General features: G+C 56.7%; 17 protein-coding genes and 1 pseudogene. 7 read left to right on the top strand and 11 right to left on the bottom strand.

Going from position 1 to position 19,392, the window contains the following annotated elements; translation table 11 throughout:
- Positions 1–83: 83 nt before the first annotated feature.
- Positions 84–785 (top strand): hypothetical protein, encoded by a 702-nt coding sequence (locus FV234_RS21935; protein WP_147831637.1) that lies wholly within the window; start codon positions 84–86, stop codon positions 783–785.
- 144 nt (positions 786–929) lie between these two features.
- Here the strand turns inward: FV234_RS21935 and FV234_RS21930 are convergent, their stop codons facing one another.
- Positions 930–1,790, bottom strand: coding sequence for a hypothetical protein (locus FV234_RS21930; protein ID WP_147831635.1), 861 nt, complete (start codon positions 1,788–1,790; stop codon positions 930–932).
- Positions 1,791–2,018: 228 nt separating this feature from the next.
- Between FV234_RS21930 and FV234_RS21925 the strand changes: the two genes are divergently transcribed.
- Complete coding sequence (locus FV234_RS21925) at positions 2,019–2,852, top strand: hypothetical protein (protein ID WP_210250957.1); 834 nt, start codon at positions 2,019–2,021, stop codon at positions 2,850–2,852.
- Positions 2,853–3,087: 235 nt separating this feature from the next.
- Here the strand turns inward: FV234_RS21925 and FV234_RS21920 are convergent, their stop codons facing one another.
- Positions 3,088–3,552, bottom strand: a complete 465-nt coding sequence (locus tag FV234_RS21920) for a hypothetical protein (protein WP_147765205.1) — start codon at positions 3,550–3,552, stop codon at positions 3,088–3,090.
- A gap of 682 nt (positions 3,553–4,234) precedes the next feature.
- On the opposite strand from FV234_RS21920, the gene FV234_RS21915 reads away from it, so the two are divergent.
- Positions 4,235–4,744, top strand: coding sequence for a hypothetical protein (locus tag FV234_RS21915; RefSeq protein WP_147831631.1), 510 nt, complete (start codon positions 4,235–4,237; stop codon positions 4,742–4,744).
- A gap of 53 nt (positions 4,745–4,797) precedes the next feature.
- Here the strand turns inward: FV234_RS21915 and FV234_RS21910 are convergent, their stop codons facing one another.
- The 4 genes from FV234_RS21910 to FV234_RS21895 form a co-directional block, all read right to left on the bottom strand.
- Positions 4,798–5,865 (bottom strand): glycosyltransferase family 4 protein, encoded by a 1,068-nt coding sequence (locus tag FV234_RS21910; protein ID WP_147831629.1) that lies wholly within the window; start codon positions 5,863–5,865, stop codon positions 4,798–4,800.
- Complete coding sequence (locus FV234_RS21905; protein WP_147831627.1) at positions 5,862–6,251, bottom strand: hypothetical protein; 390 nt, start codon at positions 6,249–6,251, stop codon at positions 5,862–5,864. The genes FV234_RS21910 and FV234_RS21905 overlap by 4 nt, the downstream gene beginning before the upstream one ends.
- A 1-nt stretch (position 6,252) precedes the next feature.
- Positions 6,253–6,639, bottom strand: coding sequence for a VUT family protein (locus tag FV234_RS21900; RefSeq protein ID WP_147831625.1), 387 nt, complete (start codon positions 6,637–6,639; stop codon positions 6,253–6,255).
- Between the two features lie 363 nt (positions 6,640–7,002).
- Positions 7,003–8,145 (bottom strand): hypothetical protein, encoded by a 1,143-nt coding sequence (locus FV234_RS21895; RefSeq protein WP_147831623.1) that lies wholly within the window; start codon positions 8,143–8,145, stop codon positions 7,003–7,005.
- Positions 8,146–8,280: 135 nt separating this feature from the next.
- On the opposite strand from FV234_RS21895, the gene FV234_RS21890 reads away from it, so the two are divergent.
- Both FV234_RS21890 and FV234_RS21885 read left to right on the top strand, forming a co-directional pair.
- Positions 8,281–10,839, top strand: a complete 2,559-nt coding sequence (locus tag FV234_RS21890) for a hypothetical protein (protein ID WP_147831621.1) — start codon at positions 8,281–8,283, stop codon at positions 10,837–10,839.
- A 262-nt stretch (positions 10,840–11,101) separates the two neighbouring features.
- Complete coding sequence (locus FV234_RS21885) at positions 11,102–12,121, top strand: hypothetical protein (protein ID WP_187273762.1); 1,020 nt, start codon at positions 11,102–11,104, stop codon at positions 12,119–12,121.
- A gap of 202 nt (positions 12,122–12,323) precedes the next feature.
- Here FV234_RS21885 and FV234_RS21880 read toward each other — a convergent pair whose 3' ends face one another.
- Positions 12,324–12,656 (bottom strand): DUF2958 domain-containing protein, encoded by a 333-nt coding sequence (locus FV234_RS21880; protein ID WP_147763994.1) that lies wholly within the window; start codon positions 12,654–12,656, stop codon positions 12,324–12,326.
- Positions 12,657–12,876: 220 nt separating this feature from the next.
- Between FV234_RS21880 and FV234_RS21875 the strand changes: the two genes are divergently transcribed.
- Positions 12,877–13,446, top strand: coding sequence for a site-specific integrase (locus FV234_RS21875; protein ID WP_147831616.1), 570 nt, complete (start codon positions 12,877–12,879; stop codon positions 13,444–13,446).
- 43 nt (positions 13,447–13,489) lie between these two features.
- Here the strand turns inward: FV234_RS21875 and FV234_RS21870 are convergent, their stop codons facing one another.
- The 4 genes from FV234_RS21870 to FV234_RS21840 form a co-directional block, all read right to left on the bottom strand.
- The gene (locus FV234_RS21870) at positions 13,490–13,771 is read right to left on the bottom strand and encodes a DUF2312 domain-containing protein (RefSeq protein ID WP_147752161.1); all 282 of its coding nucleotides are present in this window, start codon (positions 13,769–13,771) and stop codon (positions 13,490–13,492) included.
- Between the two features lie 1,653 nt (positions 13,772–15,424).
- The gene (locus FV234_RS21850; protein ID WP_147752158.1) at positions 15,425–16,192 is read right to left on the bottom strand and encodes an ABC transporter substrate-binding protein; all 768 of its coding nucleotides are present in this window, start codon (positions 16,190–16,192) and stop codon (positions 15,425–15,427) included.
- A gap of 103 nt (positions 16,193–16,295) precedes the next feature.
- The gene (locus FV234_RS21845; RefSeq protein WP_246686273.1) at positions 16,296–17,093 is read right to left on the bottom strand and encodes an amidohydrolase family protein; all 798 of its coding nucleotides are present in this window, start codon (positions 17,091–17,093) and stop codon (positions 16,296–16,298) included.
- 124 nt (positions 17,094–17,217) lie between these two features.
- Positions 17,218–18,549, bottom strand: a complete 1,332-nt coding sequence (locus tag FV234_RS21840) for an MFS transporter (protein WP_187273760.1) — start codon at positions 18,547–18,549, stop codon at positions 17,218–17,220.
- A gap of 604 nt (positions 18,550–19,153) precedes the next feature.
- Between FV234_RS21840 and FV234_RS26780 the strand changes: the two are divergent.
- Positions 19,154–19,392: pseudogene (locus tag FV234_RS26780) on the top strand (TonB-dependent siderophore receptor); the annotation flags it as partial.

Below are 19,392 nucleotides of genomic sequence, written 5' to 3'. Positions count from 1 at the left end.
ATATTAATATTTTTAATTTAATAATGATCAGAGTGTGATCGTCTTATCAAAAATCGGCATTACCTATCTTGTGGCGGTCATCTATGATAATTCGTTCCTTTTTAATCTTAATTGCAGTTATATCAACTGCGTATATGATTTTTTTCAATCCAGAGGCTCTGCTAAATAGCACTTTTGGTGAGCGCGATATGAGATTTTCATTTCGTGGGGCCGCGCATATTGAAAGGCATTGCGGCTACGATGCCTCCTGGAAGGGAGGCAATGTAAACATCTTCTATCGCTGCGCGCTCTCTGATCTTGAAGCTAAGGATATGTGGCGGCAAAATATTCGTCTTTTAGCCGAAGTTTTCGAGGCTGAAGACGATTATCAATGTATCCCATTTACTAATGCTCTTTCCTGGTATGAATACACCGGTACGCCTAAAGACCGTGTGAACCTTATAAAAGAAATGGAGTCATTAGCTAGTCTCATGCTCGCGGCTGCCGAAACTGCGCGTCGCAGTCATTACTATGTGCCCAGTATAAAGAGTAGTGCCAGGTTTTGGGAGGTCGCTTACCTCTGGGGTGCGGCAATTGTTGCGGGGCCAATGATAAGGGGCATTTCCCTGCCGAAGGCTGATTATGAGTCTGTGGCTTGGAAATACATACTTATTCAAATGATACGTGGCATCACCTCAGTAGTAAAAAATCAGTATTATAATTTGAAATCAGAAATCGATATGTGCAGTAGCGCCGACGCTACCGGCATCGGAAAAAATTTGGATATTAAGATACTTGGTATGTAACAAAAATATATTTATTTAATTAGAGCATTAAGCTTGCAATGTCAATTTTTCCAGTTGCCTAGATTACGGCGCGTGTCCGTTTTTCCGTGCAGTTTAACCCAAAGGCTACGGTAATCTGGAGTGACGATGTTATAGGCGTGCCGCTTAATGGTTCCAAGAAACTTCTTTCACGGCGCAGCTTGTGATGCTGCGACCGGCAAAAAGCTCTGAATTATACAGGGTGGTGCTCTGCCCGGGCGTTACGATGTAGCTGGTGGTGTCCGCATACAATGGGATCACACGCAGATCCTGCTTATGTGGCTGGCTGCCGCTCGCTGCGTTGAGGACCCAGCAGGAAAAACTTACCCGCGTGAGGCTGGCACCCTGCCGCGTGTTGGTGACCTCGAACACGTAGTGGTTGTCTCGGTCCTTGGCGTAGGTGAACGAGGGTTTGAACTCGGGATCGGCATAAAAGTCGGCGGAGCCGATGCGGCAGGTGGTGAGCCGCATGCTCATACCGGGCTCCCACAGGAGCCCGGAGCTGCTCAGCAACGGTTGCTCCACCCCCTCCCCTGGTGCCAGCCATCCACCGGCGCCCACTGAAATCTCCCGCACCTGATGGCTGGGTGTACCGTTCGCGAACACCGGCGTGCACCGGACCATGGCCAGGCGTAGCCAGTCCCGGGCGTGCTGATTGGTGATCCGCCCGTAGAGGTGAGATCCTTCGATCCGGGTCTTCAGGCCTACGGGTGCATCGGTACCGTACCGGTGGAAGGCTCCGCTGGGTTTGATCTCCCGCTGCAGTATGTGCTCGCTGAACCCCATCGCCATGGGCAGTGCTCCAACGACGAGCAGCATGAGGATGGGGCTGCCAATCATGCCCGCCACGAGGATGAGAAGGCCAGCGCCGAACACCAACACGCCGAGGATGATGAACTCGTACAAGTAGGGGGCGAATGGATCGAGGCCCGAGTACCAAGCTGCGAGCGTGCCAATGGCCGTACTCGTGATCCAGAGCCGGATCATTCCTTATGCTCGCGTCGTTGGAGGATCAGATGGGCAAACCCACTCTGAGTGATGCCCCCTCCCCTCACAGCGACAGCTGTCATCCCGCGCCCAGGAAGCCCCAGCACCGGCGGGGCGCGGGTTCAGCGCCCTAGCAGCACAAGAACCCTTCAAGCGTGTGGGTGAGCGTTCTGGAGCAAGGCTGATAACCCTGGCCAGAACCGCTGGGGCGGTGGCACATATTCGCTCATGTCCACACTCACCCATCCCCCGGTCTGGGGCCTCCTCACCCGATCCAGCTTGGATGACCTGCTGGAGCTGTCCGCCGGAGGAATGCCGGGGGTAATCACCGTCGATGCCACAGCGGATCACGCGATGGCCGCGCAACTGGTGGGTACCACGCGCCTGATGATTGCTCGGGCTCAGGCTCTCGCTGGCCTCACGCTGACTGCCACGGGTGCGCTGAGCCGCGCCGACGTTCGCGCGCTTTTCGATGCCATGACCTGGCCCGGCTATGACAAGGCCCAGGTGCTCTCGATGAACAAGGTGCTCAACGAGATCGATGTGATGCCTGTGGAGGCCACCCGGATCATCGCGCAAACTGCCAAGCTGCTTCGCAAACGGCAGCGGCGCCTGCTGGTGACCAAAGCTGGTGCAACGCTTGTTCGTGACGACCAGGCTGCGGATCTGTTCCGTTGCCTGTTCGAGACGATGTTCTGGCGCGTCAACCTCGGCTATTTCGACCGCGTGCCCGTGGAGGCCTGGCCGCAGAACCACATCGGCATCGTGCTGTGGTGCCTTTCCGTCATGTCGCCGGAATGGGTCGCCCGCGAAGACCTGATGCGCGGCTGTACGGTTTGGGACCCCGCGCTGGACTACGGCCCGGCGGATTTCGCAGGGTTTGCTTTCGAGAGCCGGGTGCTGCGGCCGCTGACGTGGTTGGGTTTGTTCGAAACACGGCTGTTGGGTGATGAAAGCGCCCCGTCGTGGCGCCGTGATCGGCAATACCGGAAAGCCCCATCGTTCGATCGGGCAATCCGGTTCCGCGTGGAGGTCGACAAGCCGGTGGGCCTCGCGCACTGATTGGTCGCCACGGGAGGCATGCGAAGGCCGTTGGCAGCGGCGCGGTCGCTGGATCTTGACGTTCTGCGCGCAAGTAGCTGGCGACGACATTGGCCCGCCTAAGCTCTTGAGAATACGCTCATAAAAACCGCTAAAATGCAGCGTTTCGCCGTCTGTGCGGTGGACCGTGTACCCGTGGCAGACGAAGCGTTGAACGGCATGATGAGCCATGCCGTTCACCGTCGCTCCGGAGCGATCAAGCTGCCTTGGGCTTGCGCCGCTCCGCCATCATCAGGCCGCGTGCCTCGGCGGCGGTGGCGATCTGAGAGTCCAGCTCCCCCGCGCGAACCGCCTCGATCAGCGTATCGATGACCGACGGCAGCTTATCGAGCGTGCCCACCTCCACCGCCTGCTTGCCCTTGGCTAGCTCCAGCGGCTTGCCGCCCACGCGGGCTGCGAAATGCACGGTACCCGTGCCGTCCTCGAACCAGCCCTTGCGCATGCGGCGGCTCACCTCCACCCTGACCCGCTCACCCGCCTCGTTTTTACGGGAAACGAGGTTCTTGGGTGGCGTGTAGAGTTCGCCGGCCGCCACCGCGCTGGCGAAGGCCCGCTGATCGGCCAGGCTGCCCAGCAGCTTGTCACGAGCGCGAGCCAGCGGATCGCCAGCTGTGACGATGGGGGCGGCGTTGCTAAGCTTGAGAGTTTTGAGCACCGACATTTACGTCTCCGTTGGATCCCGTGTGGATCTCATGCCGGGACGCTACTGCCATTGCCCTGCCGTTCAACCGAAGATTGCTTCTGGCTCTGGCTTTGTGTCAGACACGAAGCCTAGACGTTATTTGATGCGGATTGAGCGGGCACTGCAGCTTAAAAGTCGTCCGTGTGCGTTTGCATGCGGCAACTCAAGACGCTTACCTAAGCCATTGATTTTACGCTCTATTTTCTTAGATTTTCGCATGTTTTTAGCTGACCGCATCTCACGTGGGCGGCGCGGCACAACCTTCCCAGCCCAATAACCCAAGAACCAAATGGGTAGACTGGAAGTCCGCTCGTGGCGTGCCCCACGGAGCGATAGCGAAGTGGCGCCACGAGCAGCCCTCGTCTGATGGCAGCGCCAGCAGAACGAGGCGCGAGCCGACCACGAGCCAGCTGAACCGCAGGGCTTTGAGCCTGCGAAAAGCCGTGCGGCGAAGCGCGCTCGTACCGCCTGATAGTTCTTCGTTGGGTAATGACCTAAGGGCGGGCTATCTCTCTTAAGAGAGATAGTTCTTTCTTATGTCGTTAGCCAATGAGGAAATGTCAGTAGGTTGGTATATTATGCTCTTTCTTATGTCGTATAAATATAGACGCCAGTGGATGGCCCCGCGCATACTGCGAAGTATTCAAAAAGGAAAAAGAAAATGCACTCACAAACTTCGGCTTGGCTGAGCGCTCAGTATGAAAAAGCGAATAAATATCAAACTGCCAATGGCATTTCTTTCGAGTTGACCTTCGAAGATTATATCTCACTATGGTCGATCCACCGTCTGCGCAAACTAGAGGAGCTTGTTCTAAATAATGAAATCAAGAATTTTCAAAAAAACAAATTGTACGCCTGGGTTCTTAGCTGGCGCAAGAAGTCCGACAAGGCCGCCGGCGTATTAAACAGGGACACCGCGCAGATCCTACTGCGATGGGAAAGTGAAAAGCTTTTCTATATTCAGAAGGGCGAAACTCAATCGCCAGACGCGCGCAGGAAGATCTCCCTTGCTCGTCGGGGCAAGCCACTTTCGGCAAAGCACAAGCGTGCCATCGGCGATGCGCGGCTTGGAGTAAAGCAGACGGAAGCGCACAAGCGCAAGCGTATTGAAGCTATGAAGGCCACCAAGGCTCGAAATAAATTGGAAAAGCTCGGCACATTGCGCGCTTAGTGGCTCACTGGAGATTTGTGGATGGCCGACAATTTGTCGGCCATCAATCAAATTTACATGAAAATCCTATTGTACAGTGCTTCGCCGGAAAAGAATTGCCGAAGCTGCTGGCGACAGGGCTGCGGATCGAACCCATCGCCGGCGGCGCTAGAAAGCACTTTTCCCAGGTAGGCCAGGAAGGCAGGCTTGTGTTGATAGTATTCTTCCAAGCTGGCGGTCCATTCCCTGCTGTAGCGGAACTCCCTGGGATACATCTCTTTATAGCTGAGCCGATCGGGCACCACCGGCACTGCCCCGGCCAGCACCCCTTCATAACAGCCAATGCCCAGGGTCTCCTGTAGGGAGCATGAGAAGACTACCCGAGCTCTCGCTAAAAGACGGTGGTACTCCACCTTGGTCAGGGGAGTTAGATCTGGGTGCTGGCAAATCTCGAACTTCCAAGAGGGAAACTCTCCCGCAAGATTCTCAAAAATTTTCGGTTGCTTTTCCTCCGCATAGCGGTGCGGGAACACCACGATGTTTTCCTTTCTGATACCCGCGTAGGGCGCTAGTTCGTTCGGCAGGTACTCCATGGGCCAGCCGCACTGAGCCAAGCGAGTGTCTCCGGTGGGGATCTCCATGACGGAGCAAAACATCTCCAGATGATCGCGAGTTGCGAATACCGCCTTGTCGTAGGCACGGAACAGAGCGTGCTCCATCGGGCGCACCCAGTCTTTGGGCTCGATGCGACCGAGGAAGTCGTTGGGGTCCCATGAGCCGGCGTGGAACAAACCTATGATACGAATGGGCACCTTGCAGAGCAGGCTCATGTAGCGGATTTGATGTACACCGGGGTGCCACGCATCGGCGATCACGAAGACATCGTTGGGCTGCACTGTTCCAGCTTGAAACTGCCGAGCCACTTCTTCGATCTGCCGGCTCTTGAAGATGTTTGTGGCAGCAAAGTCCAGGAAGGCACCCGGCGAAGGCCGGGAGGGTACGACGCCGCCACTGATGGGGTGCACGTTTACGCTGAGCCCTCGCTGGGCCGCTGCCGCCCTTAGCTGCAGCGGCAGATAGTGATCCCATTGCCCAGTGTAGCGGGTCGGCAGTGGCTCGATACCCAAAAGCCAAACGTTCATGAACGCGGCTCCAACGCTGCGTAGCGGGTGAACGAGCCGCATTCACCGTCCTCGCTGACGTCGATCCAAACATCTCGATCCGGATATCGATGCGCGATCGTTTCATGAAGTCTGTCGCTGATGGTTTCACAGCTTTGACCATCAAGCTCCAGCGTATTATTAAAATAAAGGCTCTCGACCCAGTCGAGAAAGGTATGAAATTCGATTTCTCGATCCCTGTGCCACACTTGGATCCACACTCGAAATTTAAAGAGGTGTCGGTGCCGCGCGGAAAGATAACTTCTTTCCCCTGAAGCATCAGGCCAACAATGAAATCCCCCTTTCTGGAATGTTACCCAGATCATGCGGTAGGGAGAGATCGCAGCAATTGTCGCAGCAGCTGTCATCTTAAGCACCTAGGGCAAGTTTGCGATTGTCGCGAAGGAGTAACCAAACCCACACGGCCACGCTGGCCGCCATCTTCGCGAGCACGCCAACCACAAGAGCGCTGGGGGTGAGACGATCGATCAGGTAAAGAAACACCACGCTGTCGATAGGCACCGAGATGGCCGACGAAACGAGGATGCGATCACGAAGCGGGCGCCGGGTGATCGTGAAGACGATCTGGTCTGTGGTCTCGCTGATCACGAACGCCACCGCACTGGCGAAAGCGATCCACCCGCCAGCAACGAAGTAGCTACCAGCGGCGGCCAACAAAGTGGCCCCCAGAACCAGCTGCCCGATCTCGCGCTGAGCGAAATCGCGGAATACGAACACCGCGCCTGCTGCGAACAAGGCTGGGGGCACCATGGCCCCAAACACGTTCCAGTCGGGTATCCCGTATACGGTCCAATTTATGAAAACGATGAAGTATACGTAGGAAGAGGTCCACATACTCACACTCTACTCTCAGATAAGCCGATCTAAGCGGCTGCGATTTTCCTTTATCACCTGTCTAGCAATCGCACCGTTTGGCGTAAGGGCAAGCGTTATTATAGCTTCGATTGTATGGGTTCGGCCCGAAAAGCGGCTTCGGCCGTCGGGCTCATCGCAATAAATTGTGATAGCCAGCGAATGAGCGCCCACAATAGCCTGCACGTTATGGTTACAGGCGAGAAGAAAAGCAGTTGCATCAGGCCATGGTGGCTGACTGCCCTTCTAGAGCAAGTCGCCGACCGTTAACTTCGTGCCCACATACGTCTGGACAGGGCTCTGCATGTCGCGGCCCATTGCATCACATTCGATGTTGCGCTGCTCCGTTAGGCGCCAGCACCATTCGTTGATCGGCACACCGTAGACAGACGGATCGACCTCGCTGGGCGCGTCGTCGGCAAAGCCTGAGGAAACATAATCTAAGCCATAAGAAGTATACAGCTTATATGCTTTGAAAGCGAGCAGAAAGGGACTCGCTGTGTCATATGTGATTTGTAGATCCGGGTTGTCGAATTGCCGGATCAGTCGCTGGATATGAGTGAACAGAACCGCGCACTCGATGGTACTGGTGCCCAAAACATGGATGTGCTTGAGCTCCTTGAGAGTACCATCTGCGCGCATATCGAGGATACGACTCAAGAACAGAGCATAGCTGCGAGCATGGCCGCCGGCGAATGCGACCCCGTCAGTGATGCGTGAACGAAATTCTTGATACCAGGCGCTGCTCTCACTCTCGTTGCGGCCCTGTAGCACGACGAGAAAGCCTGCTTTGGCGGGATCGCGCTCTGCGAGCATGAGGTCCGTATTGATGCGCGTCTGCAAGAGACAGGCATTGAACGGCATACCCAGCTGATTGCTCTGAATCAGGCTATCCAAAGCATTGCCATGCCCCTCCCCCTGAAGGCGCCGGATGTGCGGAATGATGGTGCCCTTGGTGATGCCCCCGGTGGGAAAGTCCAGGGCCATCACCCAATCTGCTGTGTCCTCCATCCAGCGAAGCATGCGCCGGACGGTAGCATCTCCTTCCCAGGGCAATTTTCCCTGCTGAATTTGATAGCCTCCGCTGTCCGCGATCACAAACGTGCCGGCTCGGTCCCGCTGGCTCACCATCGTCGTATGCTGGCTCTTCGCTACCGTCCGAGCCGCCTGCCCAGCGCTGGTGAGCGTACAGGGATAATAAAAGTGCCTCGATACAGTGTCTTCATCCCCTCTAGCGTTGCCCTTAGACAAATAGTCCAACGATTTGCCTGACAATCCGGCAATCTGCAGTTTGTTGCGAGTTGCAGCAACAGCATACTCATGGCTTATAGCCGGAAGATAGCGTGCGCGATTGGGTTCAGATGGGAACAGTGGGTCAATGCTTCGCATGTCATCGTTAGAGGCAAAAAACCTTAATTTTTGGCGGATAAACCATCTTAGATGGGGCAAATTTTTTAGTTTCTAAATTTTTTTGATGGCGTTAAGCGAGTCGTAGACGGTCGCCGCAGGCTAATGGATAACTTAATGACAGCAAAACAAGGTCACACAAACAATTTTGATGCGGCCGTATTGGGGTTAAATCAAAAGTACCAACCCATCACCGCCCGCGCTCAGGTTGCGTCAAAAACCGAAGATCAGGGTCAGCGTGAATTGAACAATGTGCTCGCCGAAATATTCGATTTTGGCGTCGATCTCCGTAAGGATCCCACTCTTGCGGAGGCATTCGTCATTGCGAATGGAGAGAGTTTTGGTGCAGTCGCTAAGAAAAACATATTCCAGCCCCTTGTTGTGATCGCATTTCGAAACACTGGACGATCTGCTGGTACACTCAGTCAGAGAAGTACCGCGCTTTTGATTGCGAGCCGAGAAAAACCCAAGCACACTGGATGCGGCGATTGGCTTAAGGAGAACGGCGGTTACGCTGACATAGTCAAAAGATATTCAAGATCGTCATTTGCCGAAGAAACTGAAAAAAAATTTGGCACGCAGACTGGCAAATCAAACGCAATTCCGTTGCTCGAGCTTGAACGAGCCATTCGCGCACTACGCGGCATATCACTGCCGATGAAAGACCAATTGACGCCAAATGGGCCGATCATATATTCACGTGGGTTTCTTATCTATAATATAAATGAAAATAGGTGCAGAGTGGAAGTTGTTGGTACGGCAGCAACGTTTCCTGGCGGGCACGTATCACTTGCCCAGTCATTACCAGAGCTTGGTGATACGCCGTATCTCCTTGTAGATGCTGAGGCTGAAAACTTTTTATATTGTTTCGATAAAGAAGGTCCATGGCAAGTACACGCGACAGCGGATCTTGCAGTGTTCTCAAGCCCCAGCGGAGTAGCGATCATGGCTCCCGCCTTGAAACATGTTGCGCATGCTCCGCGGTTGCGTGCCTGTACGGGGTTGATGCGGAATAGTAGCGCTCCGATGCAGCTTGTTCAGCGAGCCATGACGAGGTTCATCAAGGGTGAGCAACCCGCACCACCTGAACCCCCGAAGGAATCACTTTACGGGTGGCATGAGACCATGTTGCGAGCCCATGCTCGGCATCGAGACGCACTTACGCCGGCGTGGACCAGGGCTCAGCAACGCAGGATGTATCTGAGTGGCGGCCCAGATATACCACCAAAGGCGGTGATACCGGTGCCTCCGCTGCCCGAGGTATTGAATTTTATCAGCGATCAGACCGGCATATCAGTAGGCTTTAACGAAGCCGATCTCCCCTTCCAATCGATTGCGTTTAATCTCACTTCTTATCTTTTTATCGGCAATTCCCATATCCTGATTCGCGATGAGCGTTTTTGGCAGGTTCAAGCCGCGCATCGCCTATGTAGAACTTTAATAGATCTTAAGGTTGATGCGCTCGTCTCTTTCGTGGACGTAGATCAGCCGCAGGGTGCGCTATGCGTGGGGGCGATGTTGGAGCAAGATCAACTACTGATCCTCATGCCTCTCATTCATACGGCGGCGGGCGATCGCATCTATGCGTGTGATGCCCTGACCGACGTAATGCAACCCGTGGTGATGCCGGCTCTGCCCTCCTTGGCCACACCAATGGTGGTGGCCGCACAGGAAACGCATGGCCCTGCAATGAGCTCATTTGGCCCTCATGTCAGTGAGGAGCGTATAAATGAGGATCACGTGCCCATGCTCGTTCGAAGGCAGTGGGGGGCGTACATCACCTGCTTTCGGCCCAAAGACAACGACGCCCTATGGGCGAAGCGTTTCACGAACTTCCGGCGGCAGTTGATCTGGTGGGCGACGAAAACTGACGTCAGTATTTACTTGAATTTGAACGGCTGGACTTTCGAAGAGTTCAACAAATTTCTTGTCGGGGATAGCCCTGAAATGAAGAAGGTTCTTAAACAGGTTGTAGACTTTTGGTATAATGCGCAGCATCAGAGACTAATAAACAATCGCGTCAAATGTCTGGAGCATTTCTATGCCAGCGAGCACCGCTGGGGCATCATGCTGGATGATGACGCCGTACTCAGCGATGAAGAACACCATAACAGTAGCTGGCGCCTTTTCGCCGAGATGTCAGTGAATGAGCACAACTACGAGGGCGTCGACGTATTCTTTCCCATCAACGCTGCGAAATCCCCCTGGGGGTTGGAGGTTAACGGCATCAAGGATGACGTGGTGGTCAAGCCCGATAACGCCGAACGCCATCGCCTCAATCACGTGTTCACTGGCAACACCGACCTCAAAGGAAGCATGTTCGTCGTGCGCAACTTTCGTCTGTCGCACCAGCCCGTGGTGATGCCCGATCCCGCTTATGCGTTGCACGGCGAAGATACCTATTTTGCCATGCTCGCTATCTCGATGGGCTACAGCGTACGCCGCTGCAACAACATTATTCTCAGGGAGTTCACCTCCCCAAGGGACAGCTACTTCGGCGAGCCGGAAGCGCGTAGGGATGCCATGCGCCAAGGCAACCTGCGCTTGGCCGAGATGTTTGCGGACAAAGGCCTGCGAATGAAGCAGGATCCCGAACATTTGCTCTTCAAGGACGATTTCATTCGCCATCGCCTGGGCGGCAAGCCCGTGTCCTTGGAGGTACCTAAGCCGCAGTAGCGGCTTCAATAGGAGGAAGCTCACCGTTCCGCTCTCGGGTGTCCAGCTCGAATTGCTCCGGGGTAAGAGCTTAGTCCGTCGGCTCGCTGTGGAAATCTGACGCTTCGTACCCGCTCTCAACGTCTGAGTTGGGTGGATTTCGGCTGGTCCGCTTCTGAGCGATAGGGCAGCGATGCGAACGTAACTGTTCCAGCCGCATACGACCCAAGTCGTGCTCTCGACAAGGCCGTTTACTCGCTTGATAGTGAGCCACACCGACCAGATGACACGCCTGGCTCGTGGTAGCTTACGTCTGTCGCCTGCCATTGGGGTAGTTACTGAGGGGGTCATCCTGACGATACATGAGAAGCTGGTCCACCTCCGCTACACTAATCTGACTAATACCCAACAAATACAGATTTTGTGGGAAGGCAGTCTGTTCGAAATCCTTTTTTCTGGTGCGAACTTCGAGACTGGAAAAGCTTGTCTTTTACGAGGGCCTGCAAACGCGCTCATTCCGGCCAATCTGCTTCTTTGGTTGTCTGTTTACGTCGGAGAGGATGCAGTAGACCCATTTCGGAGCAAGGACACCAGATTTAATCACGAACGGGGCTCATTTCAGATTCAAACAAAGACGTTAGAGAAATTTCTACGCGCAGCTAAGCGAATGGAAGAAAGAAGATGGCCGCAGTGGAGACTCGAACTTTCTAGAAATGCCCTAATGTACTATTCTGTTGCAGTCCGGTCGGGTTTCAACATGATGCCTTTGAACATCGGGTTCTTTGGGCTATCGCTTGAATGCCTAGGAAACGTGCGACACGGAAAGAGAAACAAACATTACACTTTGGGAGATCAACATTTCAATCGGTATTTAACGGCGAGACTTGCGAGAGATAAAAGGGACCCGCTCAAGAAGGCCGATGTCAAACGCTTCGAGAAGAAGTTTCATGCTGATGTTGATTTGATTCATCAGCTGCGGAATGCGTTCTATGGGCATTCTCTACTTCATCTCGCGGCAGATAGAAAGAAGCTTGTGCTGGCCCTCCGAGACTGGGCGGTTAGGAACGGCCACTCAGAAAAATTCGCGAACATATCATTCACACCCGGTCGCTTGAGGGATCAGGTGGTCACAAATAGTCACGCTCTGTACAAAGTCGGGCTTCGCGTAAATAGAATTTTTCTCTTCTTAGCTCTCGGTATTCACAGGGATATACCTTTTGCGGAATACGACTTTTCAACTTTGGCTGACATGTCTCGTCCGGTTGTCGGTGAATTCAAGGGGATCCGGTTCGAATTTAGTTAATCATCTCGGCTGCCGCAGCCAACAAGGATAGCGTGGAGTGTTTGCTTACGGGCGTGCGGCGTGACTTGGCTTTCCACCCCGAGGGAAGTTGCGGAACGGCCGACGAACGACCGCTTTCGAGGAGCACCGACACGGGCCTGTACGACTAGCGTGGGTCGAAAGCCGACCTAAGGTATGGGCACCAGCCTTCAGATTTCGACTACTAGTCAACGATACGACCTACGGCTCTCGCGGCCCGCGCATATACGGAGATTGGCTGCGTACCCCGGAACGAGAGGTCGCGTTCCAAGCCAATTGCGAGACCTGCGCTTACCTCCTTGAGTTCGTCCAAGCTCACGTAGCCCAGCTCGGGTTCGCCTACGCCAAGATCACAGAGCCCGAAGAGGGTGTCACCGTCGGCATCCAGCTCGCAAAGCAACCATGTCGCCGGCCCCACGGGATTGAACAGCTTGACCACGGGATGGTGATCTCTGTCTCGCTGTCGGCCGTTGGCTAGGAGTAATTCTCGAGTAACAGCATCAATCAGGGGCAGCATGCGTATCCTCACTCTGGAACGAGCGAGACGTGCTGCCGAGAGCATCAAAGGGCGAGCATAACCACGATGAACTTCGTCCGGATAAAACATCATAAAATACAGTTTATATTAGGTTTGCCTCTAAGTCATTGAAGTTGCTGAGTTTCAATAACCACTCGCTCTGTGCCCGTTCTGGAAACAACATGTTTTGTCGCTGATGCGCACAAAACATGAGGTCCTAATGAAACAGGCGCGCGTGCCCACCGAGGGGGAATTCAAGCGGCTGGCGGCGGTTGTCAGCCAGGGCAAGTTCGGTCCGCGCAATCGGATGGCCCTCATGCTGAGCTACCTCGCGGGACTGAGGGTAGGCGAGATTGCGTCCCTCAGGTGGGGCGACCTCGTCGATGGCGAAGGCAAGGTACGCGAGCAGCTTCGTCTCTGCGCGGCTGTTACCAAAGGCGGCCATGCCCGCGTGGTGTTCCTGAACGCCCGGCTACGCAAGGAGGTGGAGCAGTACCGCAGCAGCCTCGCGCAGCCCCCTGCCCTGCTGCAGCCCATGCTGGTTACTCAAAAGTGTTCTGCGTTCAGTGCGAACACGCTGTGCCAGCTCATGCGGGGCTGGTACGATCTGGCCGGGTTAGATGGCGGCTCAAGCCACAGCGGCAGACGCTGGTTCATCACACGTCTCGCCCATGCTGGGATCTCGCCCAAGGCGATCATGATGCTGGCCGGTCATCGTCATCTATCAACCACGCAGCGCTACATCGACGTGAATGACGAGATGATGCGCGCTGCCGTGGAGATCCTCTGAACCCCACGACAGCTCGGCGTTCGCCTACGTTAGCGATTGCCGCTCAGGCAGCCTCGGCCATCGGCGCTGGGCTCGGAGCATCCATCGCACGCATGTAGACGTCGAGCAGTGTCTCGTGCTCGTCCCGCTCGTCCTGATCGAGCTTGCGCAGCTTGAGGATCTCCTTGAGGATTTTCACGTCCAGCCCCTCGCCCTTGGCCTCCAGGAAGATCTCCTTCTTGGCTTCCATCAGATCCTTGATTTCCTCATCAACCTTCTCCACGCGCTCGATGATCGAGCGGATACGGTCGCCGGCAACCCCAACGGTGTCGATGGTGTCGGACATGCTTCCTCCTCAGCGAATGCAGGGCGGCAACCTCGCGGGTTTGGGTAAGCAGATGGTTAATGCTGATGGGCGATCCCGGCAGTACGAGCGGCCTCTAACAGTCGGGCTGCGGACCGATCTGTTGGCTTCACCACTCTTCAACCATGCGGCGCGAGGATGGGACCATGCTGAATCTCTCACCGCCACGCGCCATCACGTTCCTCGTGTCGCTCGTACTCATCGGGCTCGCCGTCGCTAGCTTGTACATGCGCATCCCAATGATCGGACCCATAGTAGTGAAGTTCAGGACTTGGTTTTTCGTCGGTGCTTACGTTGTTCTTGCCCTTGGCATCGTGTCAAAAAGCTTGTGATGACGAGAATTTTCCAACCGAACGTGACCTAGACAAAGAACAGAACCATCCCATATGATGTGCATCTGCAGTCGGCGTGATTTGCATCGCTGAGCCAGATTTTGTCAGGATTTTTCCATACATGAAGCGTCGCAGCGCGCGCCCGTTCACGGTCGAGATCAAGCATACCCGTACATCCCGCGCCTCGCTCACCGAAGCCACAGCACATTCCCGTAAAGGTCAGGACCTGTGGGGGGGGCTGACGGTAGCCGCTGCTGACAAGCCTGCCGAGATGCAGCCTGCACCCCTGCTTCACTCCGAAACTTCACGATCTCACACGCCAGCTCGGCGGGTGCTGCCGAGCCTCGTGCCGATATTTGATATGCCTGTCGAGCCCGAAATCCTTGAAGTGCGTAAAGCGCCTGTAGAGGAGCGGCTGGCACGCGTGCGTCGTGTGAAGCCCCCGGCTAATCGTACGAAGGCCTCGTCTGTAGCTACAGCCGCGAAACCGGGTGCTGATGAGGTACATACGCAAAGGCCAGCTACTGCTTCGGCTGTTGTCGCTATCGCTGAGGTTGATGCCAGCGCAAATCCGCAGTCTGCTGTTGCGCGTGTGCGTTCCGCAACGCGCACCAAGGAGGTCACCACCTTGCGGCCCGGTGAGCGCTGGAAACGTAGGCTTCCGCGAGCCCTCTGGTGAATTGATAGCCCTACCTTCCTCGGTACCTGAACTCGCCGAAGTTCAGATCTCACAGAGCGTGGATGGCCATCAAAGCTGGGTAATCAGGCGATCTAGTAGTGCTCACCACGCAGACTGTCGCCGTCTAAACCAAAGGCAATTAACTCCCGGCTGCTAAGCTGACCAAGTTGATCAGAGTTGTTCATGCAAGCCCTCAGGGCCTCACCTTATGCAGCGTCGTGGCCGCCGAGAAGCAGCGCGAGCTCACGCCTGCCGAGTATTGGCGCTTCATTCAGCCTGAAGGTATGATCAGCTTTGAGGACGGCAAAGAGTACAAAACGCTGAGCTGGTAGCTCGTACGGCTCGGTCTCATGTCGGAAGTCTACAGGGCCTAGTGGGGCCTCCCTGCCGATTATCCCATGACGGTCTCGGCTTACTCTTCGGATTTGCACGAACGGCAGAATTAGGCAGCTTACACGGAAGCGGACCTTCTGCATCCGACCCAACCTGGTCGCGAATGCCGCCAACAACGCTACCCGAAAGCGGACCTCTACATGGAATGTCGACAGGATACCGTGGGTATGCAATCGCCGACTTTTTCGGAACCTGTCGGATTTAGGAGAACACTCCCGTACCGGATGATTTTTACGGGCGATTGCCGGTGATCGTTGAACCGGTTTCAAGCGGCGCGACGAGCGCTCTATCCTGTCCGCTTTCAGCCAAACCTTTCTCAACCAACCCCGAGCGCTTGGCGTCCTCGGTGAAGTCCATGAGAAAGAGGAGGCCTGCTGGTCGCCCGGGGATCATGCACATTGCTTGGTCGATGGCCGTGAACCGGCCGTTGACCACTCGAAGGCCACTGCGTTCGCGCGCGACCCGTTCGAGGGGTTGCCGGACACCGGCCGCGGCCTCCAACCCGTGGTCGAGGAAGAGATCGACCGCTGCGGCCGAGGTCGGCGCCCGCACCAGTTCGGCATGTCGCAATGTCCGAGTGAGGAACAGGTCGTATGCGGCGTTCAAGCCGACAGCGATGCGTATCCCGGCCCGGTCTAAATCGTCGATCCCATGCAGAGGTGAGCCGACGAGGACCAGATAGGTACCTTCGATGTTGACGTAGGGTGCCGTGAACGCGAGCTCGGCGGCACGTTCGGGCTCGCGGGCGAGGAATGCCACATTCACCTCGCCTTCCTTCAAGGCTTCGAAGGCCTTGCCGGCGGCCTCGAAGGCATGGAACTCGACCGGGACGCCAAGCCGACGAGCCAACTCCGTGGCAAGGACGACCGAGACGCCGCGGGGCTCGCCCGCGACGGGGTCTCTCTGGGCCAGGACCGGATTGCCAAAATTGATTGCCGCGCGCAGGACGCCGGTCGGTGCGAGATCGGCCCGGGCGGCGGTGAGATCGTTCGTGTTCATGCCGTTCCTTACACCTGCCCGATGTCGATCCGGGCATCGGGCGCCCACCGACGTCGACGTCGTGCTTCCCGACGCGGCCCTCCTTGCTGTCGTCACGTCGTCTCTATCGGCGCGTCATCCAAAACAGCCTGCGCGGCGCTGCATCCAGGACGACGCGGCGATCACCCGGATCCGGGACCCAGACGTCCAACTCGCCCCGCACCTGGCTGTAACCCGTCGTCGCCTCGAATTGGGTGTTAGGCCAGTCGCTTCCCCAAACGAGATGATCGAGACTGAAGCTCTCGCGCAGCAGCGGCATCGCAGCCGCCGGTAAGCCGGCACCGTTGCGGTACGAACCAGAGATCTTGACCCAGACGCGACCCGTATTCCCCGCGGCCAGCAATTGCCGAAAACCCAGATCGTCGATGCCGAGCTTGGGGTCAGGCTTGCCGAAGTGGTCCGCCACGACCTTCACGCCGCTCTTCAGCAAGAGGGGGAGCAACTCCGGCCATCGACGGGCCTCCGCCTGGATCTCGACCTGCCAGTCGAGATCGGCGAGGTGCTTCAGGAACATCGGCCACGGATCGGCATCGAACCGTGGGTTCTGCCCGCCGATCAGGTTGAGCCGGATGCCGACCACCCCGGCGGCAGCGAGTTCCCGTAGCGCATCCTGCTGGATGTCGGGCTGCACGACGGCGATGCCCCGGAAACGGTCCGGGTAACGTCTCAGCGCCTCCAGCATGTAGCTGTTGTCGGTTCCGAGAAAGCTCGGCTGGACGAGGACGCCATTCGTTATGCCGTTGGCTTCCAGATTCCTGATGTAATCCTCCGGCGTCGCATCGTAGTCGGGCGCATATCGACTATTGGCGGCTAACGGCAGGCCACGCTTGAAGACATGCGCGTGGGCATCGATAGCCGTCATGGCGGCTTCCTGGGCCGCGCCGTGTTGCGACCAGGCACTCGCCGCAGCCAAGCCTACGATGGCACCATGGAATACGCGTCGCGAAATCATCGCCGCTTCCTTGCGATCATGGTTACGGTCAAAACTATTCCGCGGCGGCCGGAGCAGGGGCTGCGGCCCGGGCACGCAAGCCGCGGCCGAGGATCAGGGTCATGATCGCGCCCGAGCCGGTCAGGAATACGAGGGGCAGTAGCGCGAGGGGGAAACTGCCGGTCTGGTCCTTGATCACGCCGAGCAGCCACGAGGCAATGCCGGTCCCCAGATGCGAGAGGGTGTTGATCGCCGCAATCCCGGCAGCGGCGGTGCCCACCGAAAGCCATTCGGTGGCCATTGCCCAGAAGGGTCCCTTGATCGCGTAGTTGCCCATCAGCACGAGGCTCAGCAGCACCATCGTCACCGTAAGCGAGGAGGTGAGGTTGGTTGCGAACAAGCACAGGCAAGTCGCGGCCAGCGGCAAAGCCGTGCTCCACACCCGCTCGCCGGTCCGGTCGGCTCGTAGACCCCAGAAAATCATGAACACCGAGGCGATGCCGAACGGGATCATGTTAAGCAGGCCCGTTTCCAGATTGGACAGGCCGAACGCCTTCAGGATCTGCGGCTGCCACAGCGAGAGCGCGTTGCTGGTGGCCGACGACCCCGAGTAGATCAGCGCCAGCGCCCAGACGTACTTGTTGGTCAGCACCTTATGCAGCGGCAGGTGGTGCCCGACCGGGGATGTCCCGGAGCGATCCGCCGCGAGTTGATCCTGAAGCCATGCCCGCTCCTCGGGTGAGAGCCACTTAGCCTCCGCCGGTCGGCTCGGCAGCATGAACAGGGCGCCCAGCCCGAGCAGCACCGCCGGGATTGCCTCGACGATGAAGAGCCACTGCCATCCGTGCAGCCCAGCGGCACCTTCAAGCTGCAGCAGGCCTGCCGAGATCGGCGAGCCGAGGAAGCTGGAGATCGGGATCGCAACCATGAACATGGCGACGATGCGGGCGCGGTACGCCTTGGGGAACCAGTAGGTCAGGTACAGGAGCGCACCGGGGAAGAAGCCCGCTTCGGCAGCGCCGAGAAGGAATCGGCACAGATAGAAGCTGTAAGGGCCGACGATGAACGCCATCGCCACGCCGACCATGCCCCAGGTGATCATGATACGCGCGATCCAGAGCCGCGCGCCGAACTTCTCCATCGCGATGTTGCTCGGCACCTCGAACAGCACGTAGGCGACGAAGAACAGGCCACCACCGATGCCGAACATGGCCTGCGATAGGCCGAGATCCTTGTTCATGGTGAGGGCGGCGAAACCCGCGTTTACCCGATCGACGTAGGCGATAAAGTAGCAGAGCACCAGGAACGGGATGATCCGCCAGCCCACGCGCCGCATGACGGCGGCTCCATCAACGGATCGGTCTGGCGAGGTCGGCGTGGCGTCCATATCGTGTCTCCCACCAAGATCCGATTTTTTCTTGGTTCACTCCATATCGTCGATGTGAACCCTCTTGGAACGGCGCTTCGGGCGTTCTGGGATCGATTATCCGAAATTGTAGGGGCTCCGTCGTCAAAGCATTCGATCCGCCGAGGCATCAGTGGCCGATGGCTATTGAACGTCGATCTGCCCTCGTTGAGACCGCGGTTCAGCGAACGTCGGAGGCGATGCGTTCCCTGCCGCCACCATCTTGTCTGACCTCAAGCTCACCACGCTTCGAAGCGGAGAGACCGGTTCCCACCCAACCCGATCGTAGAGCGGACGGACGGGTCTCGACTTATCGTTGCTCCTCAATCGCCCTGATCACTGTCACGCTAGGGCCACACGCGAATGCTTAAGGGCTGATTTTTTAGAATGATTCGAGACGCATCATGGGCCACATTGAAGCTTCTACAAACAAACCTTGTTCACATAGATTAATGCCGCCTTGACCGCTTTTGTTTCTGGATTGTAACGATGCCGCCTCAATAAAGGCTGGTTATCGTCTGTGACTCTTCCGCACCCAAAATTCCGAAGCGTAATCCATCTCGCAGCGTCAACCGCGTTAGTATTATTGGCCCAATCAGGCTCGCTAGTCAGCTTCGGACCCAGTTCTGCGGTAGCCCAGCTTGCAACTGACGCTTCGCAGGAGGTGCAGCTCGACGAGCTGTCCGTCGTAGGCAATGGCGGAACGGCTAACGGGCCGCCCCGCAAGGTGGATGGCTACCTTGCTCGTGAGAGCGTCAGCGCGACACGTACCGACACGCCTCTTCGCGAGGTGCCTCAGACCGTGGTCGTCGTGCCGGACAGTGT

Origin of the sequence: Methylobacterium sp. WL8, assembly GCF_008040045.1 — a bacterium.
Taxonomy (GTDB): domain Bacteria; phylum Pseudomonadota; class Alphaproteobacteria; order Rhizobiales; family Beijerinckiaceae; genus Methylobacterium; species Methylobacterium cerastii.
This window is presented reverse-complemented; position numbering and strand designations above follow the sequence as displayed.